The sequence below is a fragment of the Streptomyces sp. DF42 genome (assembly GCF_058267695.1).
In genome coordinates this window covers 1,733,613-1,749,640 of record NZ_CM177859.1, presented here as the reverse complement: position 1 = coordinate 1,749,640, position 16,028 = coordinate 1,733,613, and the positions used below count along the sequence as shown (strand labels likewise).

At 69.5% G+C, this 16,028-nt stretch carries 13 protein-coding genes and 2 pseudogenes; 9 read left to right on the top strand and 6 right to left on the bottom strand.

The window, feature by feature from the left end; genetic code table 11:
- Nucleotides 1–2: 2 nt before the first annotated feature.
- Both secF and ACYUED_RS07925 read left to right on the top strand, forming a co-directional pair.
- A complete protein-coding gene (gene secF / locus ACYUED_RS07930; RefSeq protein WP_491291570.1) occupies nt 3–1,118 on the top strand; it encodes a protein translocase subunit SecF in 1,116 nt (371 codons plus the stop codon).
- Nucleotides 1,115–1,654, top strand: coding sequence for an adenine phosphoribosyltransferase (locus ACYUED_RS07925; RefSeq protein ID WP_491291569.1), 540 nt, complete (start codon nt 1,115–1,117; stop codon nt 1,652–1,654). The genes secF and ACYUED_RS07925 overlap by 4 nt, the downstream gene beginning before the upstream one ends.
- A 104-nt stretch (nt 1,655–1,758) precedes the next feature.
- On the opposite strand, the gene ACYUED_RS07920 is transcribed toward ACYUED_RS07925, so the two are convergent.
- On the bottom strand, nt 1,759–1,986 hold the full coding sequence (locus ACYUED_RS07920) for a hypothetical protein (protein ID WP_491291568.1): 228 nt from the start codon (nt 1,984–1,986) through the stop codon (nt 1,759–1,761).
- A gap of 413 nt (nt 1,987–2,399) precedes the next feature.
- Here ACYUED_RS07920 and ACYUED_RS07915 point away from each other — a divergent pair, with 413 nt between their 5' ends.
- Nucleotides 2,400–4,934, top strand: a complete 2,535-nt coding sequence (locus tag ACYUED_RS07915) for a RelA/SpoT family protein (RefSeq protein ID WP_491291567.1) — start codon at nt 2,400–2,402, stop codon at nt 4,932–4,934.
- A gap of 79 nt (nt 4,935–5,013) precedes the next feature.
- Here the strand turns inward: ACYUED_RS07915 and ACYUED_RS07910 are convergent, their stop codons facing one another.
- Nucleotides 5,014–6,243 (bottom strand): DUF349 domain-containing protein, encoded by a 1,230-nt coding sequence (locus tag ACYUED_RS07910; RefSeq protein WP_491291566.1) that lies wholly within the window; start codon nt 6,241–6,243, stop codon nt 5,014–5,016.
- A gap of 135 nt (nt 6,244–6,378) precedes the next feature.
- Nucleotides 6,379–7,224 carry a peptidylprolyl isomerase gene (locus ACYUED_RS07905; protein WP_491291565.1) on the bottom strand — a complete coding sequence of 282 codons (846 nt, stop codon included), beginning with the start codon at nt 7,222–7,224 and terminating at the stop codon, nt 6,379–6,381.
- A 190-nt stretch (nt 7,225–7,414) separates the two neighbouring features.
- Between ACYUED_RS07905 and ACYUED_RS07900 the strand changes: the two genes are divergently transcribed.
- Nucleotides 7,415–8,125 carry an MBL fold metallo-hydrolase gene (locus ACYUED_RS07900; RefSeq protein WP_491291564.1) on the top strand — a complete coding sequence of 237 codons (711 nt, stop codon included), beginning with the start codon at nt 7,415–7,417 and terminating at the stop codon, nt 8,123–8,125.
- Nucleotides 8,126–8,136: 11 nt separating this feature from the next.
- Nucleotides 8,137–9,399 carry a histidine--tRNA ligase gene (hisS, locus tag ACYUED_RS07895; RefSeq protein WP_491291563.1) on the top strand — a complete coding sequence of 421 codons (1,263 nt, stop codon included), beginning with the start codon at nt 8,137–8,139 and terminating at the stop codon, nt 9,397–9,399.
- A 70-nt stretch (nt 9,400–9,469) separates the two neighbouring features.
- On the opposite strand, the pseudogene ACYUED_RS07890 reads toward hisS, so the two are convergent.
- Nucleotides 9,470–9,556: pseudogene (locus tag ACYUED_RS07890) on the bottom strand (DNA-binding response regulator); the annotation flags it as partial.
- Nucleotides 9,557–9,559: 3 nt separating this feature from the next.
- A pseudogene (locus ACYUED_RS07885) lies at nt 9,560–10,086 on the bottom strand (ABC transporter ATP-binding protein); the annotation flags it as partial.
- Between the two features lie 145 nt (nt 10,087–10,231).
- On the opposite strand from ACYUED_RS07885, the gene ACYUED_RS07880 reads away from it, so the two are divergent.
- The 3 genes from ACYUED_RS07880 to rpsD all read left to right on the top strand — a co-directional run bounded on the left by ACYUED_RS07880 (nt 10,232) and on the right by rpsD (nt 13,226).
- Nucleotides 10,232–10,894 (top strand): vitamin K epoxide reductase family protein, encoded by a 663-nt coding sequence (locus ACYUED_RS07880; protein ID WP_491291562.1) that lies wholly within the window; start codon nt 10,232–10,234, stop codon nt 10,892–10,894.
- A gap of 56 nt (nt 10,895–10,950) precedes the next feature.
- A complete protein-coding gene (locus ACYUED_RS07875) occupies nt 10,951–12,306 on the top strand; it encodes a replication-associated recombination protein A (RefSeq protein WP_491291561.1) in 1,356 nt (451 codons plus the stop codon).
- A gap of 305 nt (nt 12,307–12,611) precedes the next feature.
- Nucleotides 12,612–13,226, top strand: a complete 615-nt coding sequence (gene rpsD, locus ACYUED_RS07870; RefSeq protein WP_190073919.1) for a 30S ribosomal protein S4 — start codon at nt 12,612–12,614, stop codon at nt 13,224–13,226.
- A 24-nt stretch (nt 13,227–13,250) separates the two neighbouring features.
- Here rpsD and ACYUED_RS07865 read toward each other — a convergent pair whose 3' ends face one another.
- Nucleotides 13,251–15,404, bottom strand: a complete 2,154-nt coding sequence (locus tag ACYUED_RS07865) for an ATP-binding protein (RefSeq protein WP_491291560.1) — start codon at nt 15,402–15,404, stop codon at nt 13,251–13,253.
- 155 nt (nt 15,405–15,559) lie between these two features.
- Between ACYUED_RS07865 and ACYUED_RS07860 the strand changes: the two genes are divergently transcribed.
- On the top strand, nt 15,560–16,024 hold the full coding sequence (locus tag ACYUED_RS07860) for a DUF948 domain-containing protein (RefSeq protein ID WP_266586011.1): 465 nt from the start codon (nt 15,560–15,562) through the stop codon (nt 16,022–16,024).
- The last annotated feature ends 4 nt before the right edge of the window (nt 16,025–16,028 follow it).

Below are 16,028 nucleotides of genomic sequence, written 5' to 3'. Positions count from 1 at the left end.
CGATGTCGAAACTCGGCAACCTCGGTGCCCGACTCCACCGCGGCGAGATCAGCTACGACTTCGTCGGCAAGCGCAAGATCTGGTACGGCGTCTCCATCCTGATCACCATCACGGCCATCCTCGGCCTGGCGGTGCGCGGCCTGAACATGGGCATCGACTTCCAGGGCGGCGCCGTCTTCACCACCGGGAAGACCAGCGTCTCGGTGGCCCAGGCGGAGACCTACGCGTCGCGGGCCGCCGGCCACGACGCGGTCGTGCAGAAGCTCGGCAACGGCTCCCTGCGCATCCAGATCGCCGGCATGGACACCACGAAATCGGGCGCGACCAAGGCCGAGCTGGCCAAGGACATGAACGTGTCTCCCGAGTCCATCGCCGCCGACCTGGTCGGCCCGAGCTGGGGTGACCAGATCGCCAACAAGGCCTGGGAGGGCCTCGGCATCTTCATGGTCCTCGTGGTGATCTACCTGGCGATCGCCTTCGAGTGGCGAATGGCGCTCGCGGCCCTGGTCGCGCTGATCCACGACATCACCATCACGACAGGTATCTACGCCCTCGTCGGCTTCGAGGTCACACCCGGCACGGTCATCGGTCTGCTGACGATCCTCGGTTACTCGCTCTACGACACGGTCGTCGTCTTCGACAGTCTCAAGGAGCAGACCAAGGACATCACCAAGCAGACCCGCTTCACCTACAGCGACATCGCCAACCACTCGATCAACGGCACCCTGGTCCGTTCGATCAACACCACGGTGGTCGCGCTGCTGCCGGTCGCGGGCCTGCTGTTCATCGGTGGCGGCTTCCTCGGCGCGGGCACGCTCAACGACATCTCGCTGTCGCTGTTCGTCGGCCTCGCGGCCGGTGCCTATTCCTCGATCTTCATCGCCACGCCGCTCGTCGCCGACCTGAAGGAGGCCGAGCCGCAGATGAAGGCCCTGAAGAAGCGCGTCCTCGCCAAGCGGGCCCAGGCCGCGGCGAAGGGCGAGCCGCTGGAGCCCGAGACCGTGGACGCGAGGCACGACGACGAGCCCGAGGACGCGGCGCACGCGGTCGTCGGTCCGCGCAACCAGCCCGCGTCCCGCAACCGCGGCCGGGGCCGTCCGTCCGGGAAGCGCCGATGACGGACATCAAGGAGCTGCTGCTCAGCCGCATCCGGGATGTGGCCGACTACCCGGAGCCGGGCGTGATGTTCAAGGACATCACCCCGCTCCTGGCGGACCCGGCGGCCTTCACGGCGCTGACGGACGCGCTGGCCGAGATCGCCGCGGACACCGGTGCCACGAAGGTCGTCGGCCTTGAGGCCCGCGGTTTCATCCTCGGCGCTCCGGTCGCCGTCCGGGCCGGCCTCGGCTTCATCCCCGTACGCAAGGCGGGCAAGCTTCCCGGAGCCACCCTCGGCCAGGCCTACGAGCTGGAGTACGGCTCGGCGGAGATCGAGGTGCACGCCGAGGACCTGACCGCGGGCGACCGCGTCATGGTCGTCGACGATGTCCTCGCCACCGGCGGCACCGCCGAGGCCTCCCTCCAGCTCATTCGCCGGGCGGGCGCCGAGGTCGCGGGTCTCGCCGTCCTTATGGAGCTGGGATTCCTGGGCGGACGGGCTCGCCTGGAACCGGCTCTCAGGGGCGCCCCCTTGGAGGCCGTACTCACCATCTGAGCAGAGTTTCGGAAATGACGCAGTCCCGAGTGCGACTTCAATGCGCACCCGGGACTGCTTCATTTTCTTTCCGCGCTATTTATGCAATCCGGCTGATGGCGAAATCAGCAGTCCTCGATGTCGTTGGTTATGATGGTGCCGGGCTCCTTGCGGTGACCCTTCTCATCACCCGAGGCGGTGATGCGGTGCAGGTTGTTCTCCTGGCCGTCCTTCCACCAGACACACAGGTGCTTCGTCGTGCTGCACGTGTTGTGGTAGTAGATGGTGGTCGTGCTGGTCCCGTCGGCCCAGGACCAGTTGAAGCACCCCGAGCTGCCTCGGTGCGTCGACATGGGGGCCGCGGTCGCCGCCTGGGCGGGAAGCGCGAAAGCCGCACTCAGGCCCACTGTCAGAGCCGCAGCCGCCACTGTCTTTGCGAGTTTCATTCTCATCCCGTTTCTTTTTCTTTAGAAGCGGAACAGGTCAATTTCTTCCGCTTCCAGGTCGAAGTGGATCTTATGCGGCCCCTGATGTTCGAGTCAACGGCATTAATGGCCTTGAATTATCCACTCTGGTCCAATTGGTGACTTTTGAGAAAAGGGTTCCCTGGGCTCCGATGTGCGGACAGGGAACCGGCGGCAGCGGTCCGTGTGACCGGGGTGGACCCCGGTCACATCGGCCTGAAGGCGATCCTGCGGCCCAGCATCGCTACCATGGGGTCTCCGGAGCCTGACCGGGGGACCCGGATCGCGCACGAGGAGTCCTCTTGCCAGACGAGGCCCAGCACCTGACCGCCGCCAAGCCCGAGTCCGCCTCGGCGGCCGCGGCCAAGCCCGCGCCGAGCACGCCCCACGCGAAGAACGACAGCGCCGGGCCGGTCGAGCACGCCCAGTCCGCGCCCGTCGACAAGTCGGCCGAGCAGTCGCGCCCCAAACCGGTCCCGCCCGAGAGCCCGGCCACGCCGCCCGTGGTCCGCCCGAACACCGGCCAGCCCGCCCGCTCCGGCTCCTCCAATCGCGTCCGCGCCCGGCTGGCCCGCCTCGGCGTCCAGCGCTCCAACCCGTACAACCCGGTGCTGGAGCCGCTCCTGCGGATTGTGCGCAGCAACGACCCGAAGATCGAGACCGCCACGCTGCGGCAGATAGAGAAGGCCTACCAGGTCGCCGAGCGCTGGCACCGCGGCCAGAAGCGCAAGAGCGGCGACCCGTACATCACCCACCCGCTGGCCGTGACCACGATCCTCGCCGAGCTGGGCATGGATCCGGCCACCCTCATGGCCGGTCTGCTGCACGACACCGTCGAGGACACCGAGTACGGCCTCGACCAGTTGCGCCGCGACTTCGGCGACTCGGTCGCGCTGCTCGTCGACGGCGTCACCAAGCTGGACAAGGTCAAGTTCGGCGAGGCGGCGCAGGCCGAGACCGTGCGCAAGATGGTCGTGGCCATGGCCAAGGACCCGCGCGTCCTGGTCATCAAGCTCGCCGACCGCCTGCACAACATGCGCACCATGCGCTACCTCAAGCGCGAGAAGCAGGAGAAGAAGGCGCGCGAGACGCTGGAGATCTACGCGCCGCTCGCCCACCGCCTCGGTATGAACACCATCAAGTGGGAGCTGGAGGACCTCGCCTTCGCGATCCTCTATCCCAAGATGTACGACGAGATCGTACGGCTGGTGGCCGAGCGGGCACCGAAGCGTGACGAGTACCTGGCCATAGTGACCGACGAGGTGCAGCAGGACCTGCGGGCCGCACGGATCAAGGCGACCGTCACCGGCCGCCCGAAGCACTACTACAGCGTCTACCAGAAGATGATCGTCCGCGGACGCGACTTCGCGGAGATCTACGACCTGGTGGGCATCCGTGTCCTCGTCGACACGGTCCGCGACTGCTACGCCGCCCTCGGCACCGTGCACGCGCGATGGAACCCGGTCCCCGGCCGGTTCAAGGACTACATCGCGATGCCCAAGTTCAACATGTACCAGTCGCTGCACACGACGGTCATCGGCCCCAACGGCAAGCCGGTCGAGCTGCAGATCCGCACCTTCGACATGCACCGCCGCGCCGAGTACGGCATCGCCGCGCACTGGAAGTACAAGCAGGAGGCCGTCGCCGGCGCCTCCAAGGTGCGCTCGGACCAGCCGAGGACCACCGGCAAGGACGACCACCTCAACGACATGGCGTGGCTGCGCCAGCTCCTCGACTGGCAGAAGGAGACGGAGGATCCCGGCGAGTTCCTGGAGTCCCTGCGCTTCGACCTGTCGCGCAACGAGGTCTTCGTCTTCACGCCGAAGGGCGATGTGATAGCGCTCCCGGCCGGCGCCACCCCGGTGGACTTCTCGTACGCGGTGCACACCGAGGTCGGCCACCGGACCATAGGAGCACGGGTCAACGGCAGGCTCGTACCGCTCGAATCCACCCTGGACAACGGCGACTTGGTGGAGGTCTTCACCTCCAAGGCGGCCGGCGCGGGTCCCTCCCGCGACTGGCTGGGCTTCGTGAAGTCGCCGCGCGCCCGCAACAAGATCCGGGCCTGGTTCTCCAAGGAGCGCCGCGACGAGGCGATCGAGCAGGGCAAGGACGCCATCGTCCGTGCGATGCGCAAGCAGAACCTGCCGATCCAGCGCATCCTCACCGGCGACTCGCTGGTGACGCTCGCGCACGAGATGCGTTACCCGGACATCTCCGCGTTGTACGCGGCGATCGGCGAGGGCCACGTCTCCGCGCAGAACGTCGTGCAGAAGCTCGTCTCCGCGCTCGGCGGCGAGGAGGCGGCCACCGAGGAGATCGACGAGTCGGTCCCGCCGACCAGGAGCCGCAGCCGCAAGCGCCGCTCCAACGCCGACCCGGGCGTCGTCGTCAAGGGCGTCGACGACGTGTGGGTCAAGCTGGCCCGCTGTTGTACGCCGGTCCCCGGTGACCCCATCATCGGTTTCGTCACGCGCGGTAGTGGCGTATCGGTTCACCGCAACGACTGCGTGAACGTGGACTCACTGTCCCGCGAGCCCGAGCGCATTCTCGAGGTCGAGTGGGCGCCCACCCAGTCCTCGGTCTTCCTGGTCGCCATCCAGGTCGAGGCACTGGACCGCTCCCGGCTCCTGTCGGACGTCACCCGTGTCCTGTCCGACCAGCACGTCAACATCCTGTCCGCGGCCGTCCAGACCTCCCGCGACCGCGTCGCCACCTCACGCTTCACCTTCGAGATGGGCGACCCGAAGCACCTCGGCCATGTCCTGAAGGCCGTGCGGGGCGTGGAGGGCGTGTACGACGTGTACCGGGTGACGTCGGCGCGCAGCAGGTCGTAGAAGCCCTAGGGAACAGACAGGCAGGGAAAGGGCCCCGTACCTCGGGTACGGGGCCCTTTCCCTGCGTCTCGTCAGCCTGTCAGCCGCCGAACTCGTGCAGGCCCTTGAGGGCCTGGTCCAGGAGTGCCTGGCGGCCCTCCAGCTCCCGCTCGAGCTTGTCGGCCCTGGAGTTGTTGCCCTGGGCCCTGGCCTGCTCGATCTGGCCCCGCAGCTTGTCCACGGCCGCCTGGAGCTGGCCGGTCAGACCCTCGGCACGCGCGCGTGCCTCCGGGTTCGTCCGGCGCCACTCGGACTCCTCGGCCTCCTGGATGGCGCGCTCGACGGCGTGCATCCGGCCCTCGACCTTCGGCCGGGCGTCGCGCGGCACATGGCCGATGGCCTCCCACCGCTCGTTGACCGAGCGGAACGCGGCGCGTGCCGCCTTCAGGTCCGTGACCGGGAGGATCTTCTCGGCCTCCCCGGCCAGCTCCTCCTTGAGCTTCAGGTTCTCCGACTGTTCGGCGTCCCGCTCGGCGAAGACCGAGCTACGGGCGGCGAAGAACACGTCCTGGGCGCCACGGAAGCGGTTCCACAGATCGTCCTCGTGCTCGCGCTGGGCGCGGCCCGCGGCCTTCCACTCCGTCATCAGGTCGCGGTAGCGCGCGGCCGTCGGACCCCAGTCCGTCGAACCGGACAGCGCCTCGGCCTCGGCGACCAGCCGCTCCTTCGTCCTGCGGGCCTCCTCGCGCTGCGCGTCCAGCGACGCGAAGTGGGCCTTGCGACGCTTGGAGAACGCCGACCGGGCATGCGAGAAGCGGTGCCACAGCTCGTCGTCCGACTTGCGGTCCAGGCGCGGCAGACCCTTCCAGGTGTCCACCAGCGCCCGCAGCCGCTCACCGGCCGACCGCCACTGGTCGGACTGCGCCAGCTGCTCCGCCTCGGTGACCAGATCCTCCTTGGCGTGCCGCGCCTCGTCCGAGTGCTTCGCCCGCTGCTGCTTGCGCTCCTCACGGCGCGCGTCGACCGTCTGGACCAGCTTGTCCAGACGAGTCCGCAGGGCGGCCAGGTCGCCGACCGCGTGGTGCGCGTCGACCTGCTCGCGGATGTGGTCGATGGCGGTCTGCGCGTCCTTCGCGGACAGGTCGGTGGTCTTCACTCGCTTCTCGAGGAGGCCGATCTCGACAACCAGGCCCTCGTACTTGCGCTCGAAGTAGGCCAACGCCTCCTCAGGGGAGCCGGCCTGCCAGGAACCGACGACCTGCTCGCCGTCGGCCGTACGCACGTACACGGTCCCCGTCTCGTCGACGCGGCCCCACGGGTCGCTGCTCACAGCGCCTCCTCCACATGATGCCTGCGAAGGGCCTCACTGCCCCCGGGCATCGTCCACAGTTTCGTCACGGCCAACATAGGCGACCGGCGGGTTGCCTGTCCGCATCCCGCGCGACCGAAATTCCGCACTTGACGCTCAGGATTTGGTGACCGTCGCCTTGTTGATCACCACGGTCGCGTTCGGTGCCGTGTTGCCCGTCGTGGGGTCCGCGGCCTGGGCTCCGGCGGCGGCGATCTTCTTGAGGACCTTCATGCCCGCCTTGGAAATCGTGCCGAACGGGGTGTAGTCGGCCGGCAGCGGACTGTCCTGGTAGACGAGGAAGAACTGGCTGCCGCCGCTGTTGCGGCCCTGCTTCGTCTGGGCGTTGTACTGGTTGGCCATGGCGACCGTGCCCGCCGGGTACACCTGCCCCTTGAGGATCTTGTCCTTGAGGTTCTCGTCGGGAATCGTGTAGCCGGGACCGCCGGTACCGGTGGCCGTGGGGTCGCCGCACTGCAGGACGTAGATGCCCTGGGGGACCAGCCGGTGGCACTTGGTGTGGTCCAAGTAGCCCTTGCCGACAAGGAAGTTGAACGAGTTGACGGTGTGCGGCGCCGCTGCCGCGTTCAGCGCGATGTCTATGTCACCGCACGTCGTGGCGAGATCCATCGTGTACTTCGCCGACTTGTCGATGGTCAGCGCCGGCTCCTTCTTCCAGCTCAGCTTCTTCACCGAGCCCCCGGCCGGCTTCGCGCACGGGTCCGGCGCCTTGCTGGTCGGGGGCGCGCTGGGCGTCGTCTGCGCGCTCGCCTTGGCCTTGCCGTCGTCCTTGAGCGCACCGGTCGTGTAGAGCGCCACACTGCCGATCACGATCACGCCGAGCACCGACGCGATCACCGAGTTGCGCATGTTCGCCTTGCGGCGCGCGGCCGTGCGCCGCTGTTGCTGGCGCAAGAACTTCTCCCGGGCGAGCTGACGCTTCCGCTGTTCCTGGGTGACCACCGGGTTTTCTCCTCGTGCGTCTCGTACGTCGACTGGGGCGCGTGCGTCTTGTGAGTCGACCGCCTGCGTGTGCCCCGTACCGTATATGGGTTCGCTGAGGATTCGGCAGCGCCGGTAGGCTCTGGCAGAGGCCGTAGCCGTTCGTTCACAGCTGCAGCGGCTGCCCGTATCGACACAACGAAGGACGATCGTGCTCATTGCCGGGTTCCCCGCCGGGGCCTGGGGGACGAACTGTTATCTCGTCGCCCCCGCCGCCGGAGAGGAGTGCGTGATCATCGACCCGGGCCATCAGGCCGCCCAAGGCGTCGAGGAAGCGCTGAAGAAGCATCGGCTCAAGCCCGTCGCCGTCGTCCTCACCCACGGCCACATCGACCATGTGGCCTCGGTCGTCCCGGTGTGCGGCGCGCACGACGTGCCGGCGTGGATCCACCCCGAGGACCGCTACATGCTGGCGGACCCGGAGAAGGCGCTCGGCCGATCCATCGGTATGCCGCTGATGGGCGAGCTGACGGTGGGGGAGCCGGACGACGTCAAGGAGCTGACCGATGGCGCGCGCCTCGCGCTCGCGGGTCTGGAGCTGTCCGTCGCGCATGCGCCCGGACATACCAAGGGGTCGGTGACCTTCCGGATGCCCGAGACCACGGAGATCCCTTCCGTGTTCTTCTCCGGGGATCTGCTGTTCGCCGGCTCCATCGGACGCACCGACCTGCCCGGTGGCGACATGGCCGAGATGCTCGACTCGCTGGCCCGCGTGTGCCTGCCGCTCGAGGACTCGACCGTGGTGCTGTCCGGACACGGCCCCCAGACGACCATCGGCCAGGAGCGCGCCGCCAACCCGTATCTGCGGCAGGTGGCCGCCGGCTCGGGAGCCGGCGCCGACGCTCCCCGACGAGGAATGTGACGAGACCTTCCGTGAGCACCTTCAAGGCCCCCAAGGGCACGTACGACCTGATCCCGCCGGACAGCGCCACGTTCCTGGCGGTCCGCGAGGCGATCGCCGCACCGCTGCGCAACTCCGGCTACGGCTACATCGAGACGCCCGGCTTCGAGAGCGTCGAGCTGTTCGCGCGCGGTGTCGGCGAGTCCACGGACATCGTGACCAAGGAGATGTACGCCTTCGAGACCAAGGGCGGCGACAGGCTCGCCCTGCGGCCCGAGGGCACCGCCTCCGTGCTGCGCGCGGCCCTCGAGGCCAACCTGCACAAGCTGGGCAACCTCCCGGTCAAGCTCTGGTACTCGGGCTCCTACTACCGCTACGAGCGCCCCCAGAAGGGCCGCTACCGGCACTTCTCGCAGGTCGGCGCCGAGGCGATCGGTGCGGAGGACCCGGCGCTGGACGCCGAACTGATCATCCTGGCCGACCAGGCGTACCGCTCGCTGGGCCTCAGGAACTTCCGCATCCTGCTCAACAGCCTGGGCGACAAGGAGTGCCGTCCGGTGTACCGGGCGGCCCTGCAGGACTTCCTGCGCGGCCTGGACCTGGACGAGGACACCCTGCGCCGCGCCGAGATCAACCCGCTCCGCATCCTGGACGACAAGCGCGAGTCGGTCCAGAAGCAGCTCGGGGACGCGCCGCTGCTGCGGGACTACCTCTGTGACGGCTGCAAGGCGTACCACGAGGAGGTCCGCGAGCTGATCATGGCGGCCGGCGTCGCCTTCGAGGACGACCCCAAGCTGGTGCGCGGCCTGGACTACTACACCCGTACCACGTTCGAGTTCGTCCACGACGGTCTGGGTTCCCAGTCCGCGGTGGGCGGCGGCGGCCGGTACGACGGGCTGTCGGAGATGATCGGCGGCCCCGAGCTGCCGTCCGTCGGCTGGGCCCTCGGCGTCGACCGCACGGTCCTGGCGCTGGAGGCGGAGGGCGTCCAGCTCGAACTCCCCTCCACGACCAGCGTGTTCGCGGTCCCGCTCGGCGAGGAGGCTCGCCGCATCCTGTTCGCCAAGGTCACCGAACTGCGCAAGCTCGGCATCGCGACCGACTTCTCCTACGGAGCCAAGGGCCTCAAGGGCGCCATGAAGAACGCCAACCGCAGCGGCGCCCGCTACACGATCGTCGCCGGTGAACGCGACCTGGCCGAGGGCGTCGTCCAGCTCAAGGACATGGACTCCGGCGAGCAGACGGCGGTCGGAGTGAACGAGATCGTGGCGGAGCTGGAGTCCCGGCTCGGCTAGCCCGTCCGCCAGGCTCGTCCATCACGTCGTCGAGGGCGCCGGATGCCCGCAGGGGCACCCGGCGCCCTCGTCATGGGTCGAGCAGCCCGAAGCGCATCGCACCCGTCACCGCCGCCGTCCGGTCGTCGACCCCCAACTTGCCGAAGGCGCGCAGGAGACGGTCCCAGGACTGGCGCCGGGCCGCCGGGTCGAAGCCGGTCGTCGGCTCGTCCAGAAGCAGCAGCTCGGAATCGCCGATCACCCCAGGGCCACGTCGAGGCGCCTGCGCCGCCCGCCCGACAGCTCCTTGATCCGGCCGCCCGCCTTCGCCTCCAGCCCCACCAGGCCGATGACCTCCTCGGGGTCCCGCGGACGCGGGTAGTAGCGGGCGAAATGCCGTACGGTCTCGCGGACCGTCAACTCGGCGGGTGCCGATTCGTCCTGCCAGACGATTCCGACACGCGACCTCCACACGCGGGTGCCGGCCGCCGGGTCCGACCCGGGCACCGACACCTCGCCCGCGTCCCTGGAACGGCTGCCCTGGAGGATCTCCACCGCGGTGCTCTTGCCCGCGCCATCGGGTCCCAGCAGGCCGAACACCTCGCCCTTGCGGATCCTGCGATCGATGCCGTCCACGGCGGCCACGTCCCCGTACTGCTTGCCTAGCCCCCGTACGTCCACCGCGAGTTCGTTCGCGTGTGCTGTCATGCCGCCCAGCGTCGTCCGGAACCGAACGTTCAGGGACGACCGTGCGTACTTCCTTATGCCCACCGAACGGTGGACAGGGGCCACGGTGCGGCACAATGGCCCTGCCCGAAGAAGGTCCAACTCTCAAGCAGACGGAATCGGCGTGATGAGCAAGACCACTGTCAAGGACGTCTCCACCGAGCCCGAGCCCGCTCCGGATCACGACCCCGCCGGACCGCGCACAGTGGGCGGCAACCGGGCGTTCGCGCTCCTCCTGGTGATCACGGGCGCAGCCGGTCTGCTCGCCGCGTGGGTCATCACGATCGACAAGTTCAAGCTGCTCGAGGCAAAGGTCGCGGGCAGGACATACACCCCGGGGTGCAGCCTCAACCCGGTCGTCTCCTGCGGCAGCGTCATGGAGTCGAAGCAGGCCGCCGCCTTCGGGTTCCCCAACCCGATGCTCGGACTGGTCTGCTACGGCATCGTCATCTGCGTCGGCATGAGCCTGCTCGCCCGCGCCCGCTTCCCGCGCTGGTACTGGCTCACCTTCAACTTCGGCACGCTCTTCGGCGTGGCCTTCTGCACCTGGCTGCAGTTCCAGTCGCTCTACCGCATCAACGCGCTGTGCCTGTGGTGCTCCCTGGCCTGGGTCGCGACGATCACGATGTTCTGGTACGTGACCTCGTTCAACGTCCGCAACGACCTGCTGCCCGCCCCGCGCTGGCTGAAGAGCTTCTTCGGCGAGTTCACCTGGGTCGTGCCGGTGCTGCACGTCGGCATCATCGGCATGCTCGTCCTGACCCGCTGGTGGGACTTCTGGACCAGCTGACCCCTGGCCCCCAGGGGCCCGGAGGGATTGTCAGTGCGTTGAACTAGGGTTTCAGCGTGGAGCCCGACCTGTTCACCGCCGCCGCAGAAGAACGCCAGGAGAAGGATCCGGCAGGAAGCCCCCTGGCGGTGCGGATGCGCCCGCGCACCCTCGACGAGGTGGTGGGCCAGCAGCACCTGCTCAAGCCCGGCTCGCCCCTGCGCCGACTGGTCGGCGCGGGCGCGGGCGGCCCGGCCGGACCGTCCTCGGTGCTCCTGTGGGGCCCGCCCGGCACCGGCAAGACGACTTTGGCGTACGTCGTCTCCAAGGCCACCGACAAGCGCTTCGTCGAGCTCTCGGCGATCACCGCGGGCGTCAAGGAGGTCCGCGCGGTCATCGACGGCGCCCGCCGCGCCACCGGTGGGTACGGCAAGGAGACCGTCCTCTTCCTCGACGAGATCCACCGCTTCAGCAAGGCCCAGCAGGACTCCCTGCTCCCGGCGGTCGAGAACCGCTGGGTGACCCTCATCGCGGCGACGACGGAGAACCCGTACTTCTCGGTGATCTCCCCGCTCCTGTCCCGCTCCCTCCTCCTCACCCTCGAACCCCTCACCGACGACGACGTCCGGGGCCTGCTCAAGCGGGCGCTGAGCGACGAGCGCGGCCTCAAGGGCGCGGTCACCCTCCCCGAGGACACCGAGGACCACTTCGTGCGCATCGCCGGCGGCGACGCCCGCCGCGCCCTGACCGCTCTGGAGGCGGCGGCCGGGGCCGCGCTCGACAAGGGCGAGACGGAGATCTCCCTCACCACCCTGGAGGAGACGGTCGACCGGGCGGCGGTGAAGTACGACCGCGACGGCGACCAGCACTACGACGTCGCCAGCGCCCTGATCAAGTCCATCAGGGGCTCGGACGTCGACGCCGCCCTGCACTATCTGGCCCGCATGATCGAGGCCGGCGAGGACCCCCGCTTCATCGCCCGCCGCCTGATGATCTCGGCGAGCGAGGACATCGGCCTGGCCGACCCCAATGCCCTGCCGATCGCGGTCGCCGCCGCCCAGGCCGTCGCCATGATCGGCTTCCCCGAGGCCGCCCTCACCCTCAGCCACGCCACCATCGCCCTGGCCCTGGCCCCCAAGTCCAACGCCGCGACGACCGCGATCGGCGCCGCGATGGACGACGTACGCAAGGGACTGGCGGGCTCCGTGCCCCCGCATCTGCGCGACGGCCACTACAAGGGCGCCGCCAAGCTCGGGCACGCGCAGGGGTATGTGTATCCGCACGACCTGGCCGAGGGCATCGCCGAGCAGCAGTACGCCCCGGACGCCATCAAGGACCGCGAGTACTACACACCGACCCGGCACGGAGCCGAGGCGAGATACGCGGACGCGGTCGAATGGACCAGGAAACACCTCGGTCGCAAGCGGTCCTGAGCACCCTGTAGACTTCGCCGAAGTGCTGAGTCCTGCGCTGTCAGAGCGGGACAGTCAGCCGGAGACCGGTCCCTCGTGGACCGCCTCCAGGAGCGTCGCGCACCGTCGATCGGTGTCGCGGGCAGCCCACCACCACCCGGGGTTCCGGGACCGGTCGGTGGGCCACTCGCGTGCTGCACGTATGTGCCCAGACCAGGGGAGCGGCTGCCCACCCCGTCCGCCAGGACGAGATGGGTTTCCCCGGCTGCGGATGCGACCTCCCACCACCCTGGCAAGCCGGAAAACTGAGAAAAGAGACAGACACAGTGGCGAACCAGTCCCGCCCCAAGGTCAAGAAGTCGCGTGCCCTCGGCATCGCGCTGACCCCGAAGGCCGTCAAGTACTTCGAGGCCCGCCCCTACCCGCCGGGTGAGCACGGCCGTGGCCGCAAGCAGAACTCGGACTACAAGGTCCGTCTGCTCGAGAAGCAGCGTCTGCGCGCGCAGTACGACGTGTCCGAGCGCCAGCTCGTCCGCGCCTACGAGCGTGCCTCCAAGGTCCAGGGCAAGACCGGCGAGGCCCTGATCATCGAGCTCGAGCGCCGTCTCGACGCCCTGGTCCTGCGTTCGGGCATCGCCCGCACCATCTACCAGGCCCGTCAGATGGTCGTTCACGGCCACATCGAGGTCAACGGCGGCAAGGTCGACAAGCCGTCGTTCCGCGTCCGTCCCGACGACGTCGTGATGGTCCGCGAGCGCAGCCGCGAGAAGACCCTCTTCTCCATCGCCCGTGAGGGCGGCTTCGCCCCCGACGGTGAGACCCCGCGCTACCTCCAGGTGAACCTCAAGGCCCTGGCGTTCCGCCTGGACCGTGAGCCGAACCGCAAGGAGATCCCGGTGATCTGCGACGAGCAGCTCGTCGTCGAGTACTACGCCCGCTGATCACCAGCAGGCGGTAGCACCACCTCAGCCCGCCGTCTCCCCGCCCTTTCGGGTGCGGGAGGCGGCGGGTTCGTGCATGTTCACCCTCGCCGTCGCGTACCGCACCGGCCCGCGCGGCGACGGGACGGCGTCCAGCGGCCGCTCCAGCGCCCTCGACACCGCCGCCTCCCGCACGAGCCGCGTCCCCTCCGCCACGCAACTCGCGTACCGCCGGTCGCCCAGCCGCTCCCGCGCCATCGCCTCGCACAGCTCGTGCGGGGCGTTGTAGTACGCCGAGCCGAACAGCGGCAGACCCACCGACCGCCACATCCGCGCCGCCGCGCCCTGCAGCACCGCCGCCTCCGCCGCATCGCCCTGCACCGCCGTGACCAGGGCCAGCAGCTCCACCGCCAGCACCGAGCCGAGCAGGTCGTGGAAGGCGTGCGCGCCGGCGAGGCAGTCGGCCAGCAGGGCGCGGGCTCCGGCCGGGTCGCCGCCGGCCCAGGCCGCGTACGCCAGCACGTACAGCGCGTATGTACGGGTCCACCGCTCCCCGTGGTCCTCGCACAACTGCCGTACGTCCTCGCACAACCGCACCGCGTCCGGCAGATCGCCCTGGAACGCGCGCGCCATCGCCAGCTCCACCTGGCCCATCAGCACGTTGCTGTTGAGCTCGCCGATCTCGTGATAGCGGTCCAGCGCCGAACACAGCAGCGTTTCCGCCCGAGCCATGTCGTCCATCACCAGGGCCAGACATCCGGTGCGGTGCTCCGCGTACGCCAGCGCCGTCGGATCGCCCGAGCGCTCCGCCTCCTCCCGGCACTCCTGCAACGCCGCCAGCGCGGGCACCGTGTCGCCCTGCAGGATCGCCACATAGCCGAGCACCCACAGCGCCCTCAGCCGGGACTGCTCATGGCCGGAGTCCAGCCGCACGACCTGCTCCAGCCAGCGCCGGCCCTCCGACAGCCGCCCGCAGCCCGCCCAGTAGAACCACAGGGAGCCCGCGAGGTACTGCCCCAGATGCGCCTCGTCCGGCTCGGCCAGACAGTGCTCCAGTGCACAGCGCAGATTCGGCAGCTCCACCTCCACCCGCGCGGCCACCTCGGCCTGACGCGGCGAGAACCAGTCCAGCTCGCACCAGGTCGCAAGGCCCAGGTACCAGTCGCGGTGCCGCCGCCGCAGCCGGGCCGCGTCCCCCGTCGCCTCCAGCCACTCGGCTCCGTACGCCCGGACCGTGTCCAGCATCCGGTAGCGCACACCCGCCGGCGTGTCCTCGCGCGCGAGCAGCGACTGGGCGAGCAGTTCGGTGAGCACGTCGAGGACGTCGTCGGCCGCCAGACCGTCCCCGCTGCACACGTACTCGACCGCCTCCAGCTCGAACCGCCCGGCGAACACCGAGAGCCGCGACCACAGCAACCGCTCGCGGGGCGCGCACAGTTCATGGCTCCAGCCGACGGCCAGACGCAGGCACTGATGGCGCGTCAGTGCATCCCGCCCGCCACCGGTGAGCAGCCGGAACCGGTCGTTCAGCCGCTCCAGCAGCTGCCCGGGGGACAGGGCCCGCAGCCGGCCCGCCGCCAGCTCGATCGCGAGCGGGATTCCGTCCAGGCGCCGGCACACCTCACGCAGCTCCGGGCCGTCCGTCACGGCCGCACCCTGCTCCGCCGCCCGGTTCAGCAGCAGCTCGGCCGCCTCGTCCTCGCCCAGCGGGGGCAGCGGGCACACGCGCTCACCCGCCACGGCCAGCGGTCTGCGGCCCACCGCGAGCACCCTGAGCCCGGGCACCCGGCCCAGCAACTCGCCCACCAGAGAGGCACACGCCTCCACCAGATGCTCGAACCCGTCCAGAACCAGCAGGAGTTGACGCTCGGCGAGATGCGCGAGCAGCGTCTCGCGCGGAAGCCGCGTCGTGTGGTCGGTCAGCCCCAGCGCCTCCACGACGGCGTAGTCGACGAACTCCGGATCGCGCACAGTCGCCAGCTCCACCCGCCACACCCCGTCACGCGGTGCGCACCGCACGGCCGCCCGCGCCGCGAGCCGTGACTTGCCGACGCCGCCGGCGCCCGTCACCGTCACCAGGCGCGCCGCCCCGAGTGCCCGCGCCAGTCCGGCCAGTTCGGCCGAGCGCCCCACGAACGAGTTGAGCTCCAGAGGCAGATTGCCGTCCGCCCGGCCGCCGCCGTGCTGATGATCCCGCATGGAACACGGAGCGTACTGAGCCGCATTCGGTCCGTACAATCCCCTCCCGCGACGCGGCGCCGCGCAGAGGGGTAATCCGGTGCGGAGCCCCATCCCCGGCGCGATAGGCTCGGCCCACGACTTTTCTCGATGTTCAGGCACGTTTCAGGGAGCGGGTGCACGTGGTGTCCGGTGGAGAGGTGGCCGGGATCCTGGTGGCCGTCTTCTGGGCGATCCTGGTCTCCTTCCTCGCTGTGGCACTGGCGAGGGTGGCCCAGACGCTCAAGGCGACCACCAAGCTGGTCGCGGACGTGACCGACCAGGCCGTTCCGCTGCTGGCCGACGCCTCCGCGGCGGTGCGCTCCGCGCAGACCCAGATCGACCGGGTCGACGCGATCGCGACCGACGTCCAGGAGGTCACGTCGAACGCGTCGGCGCTCTCGACCACCGTCGCCTCCACCTTCGGCGGCCCCCTGGTCAAGGTCGCCGCCTTCGGCTACGGCGTCCGCAGGGCCCTCGGCGCCCGCCGGGACGACGTGCCCGCCAAGGAGTCCCGGCGTACCGTGATCGTGGGCCGGACGGTCCCGGCCGCGCGGCGGGAGAAGCGCAAGGATCGCGAGAACCGCGGGAAGAGGGACTGAGCGA

Coding starts and splice junctions, on each gene's coding strand:
- secF (WP_491291570.1), top strand. CDS start 3: ATGTCGAAACTCGGCAACCTCGGTGCCCGACTCCACCGCGGCGAGATC.
- ACYUED_RS07925 (WP_491291569.1), top strand. CDS start 1,115: ATGACGGACATCAAGGAGCTGCTGCTCAGCCGCATCCGGGATGTGGCC.
- ACYUED_RS07920 (WP_491291568.1), bottom strand. CDS start 1,986: ATGTCGACGCACCGAGGCAGCTCGGGGTGCTTCAACTGGTCCTGGGCC.
- ACYUED_RS07880 (WP_491291562.1), top strand. CDS start 10,232: ATGAGCAAGACCACTGTCAAGGACGTCTCCACCGAGCCCGAGCCCGCT.
- ACYUED_RS07865 (WP_491291560.1), bottom strand. CDS start 15,404: ATGCGGGATCATCAGCACGGCGGCGGCCGGGCGGACGGCAATCTGCCT.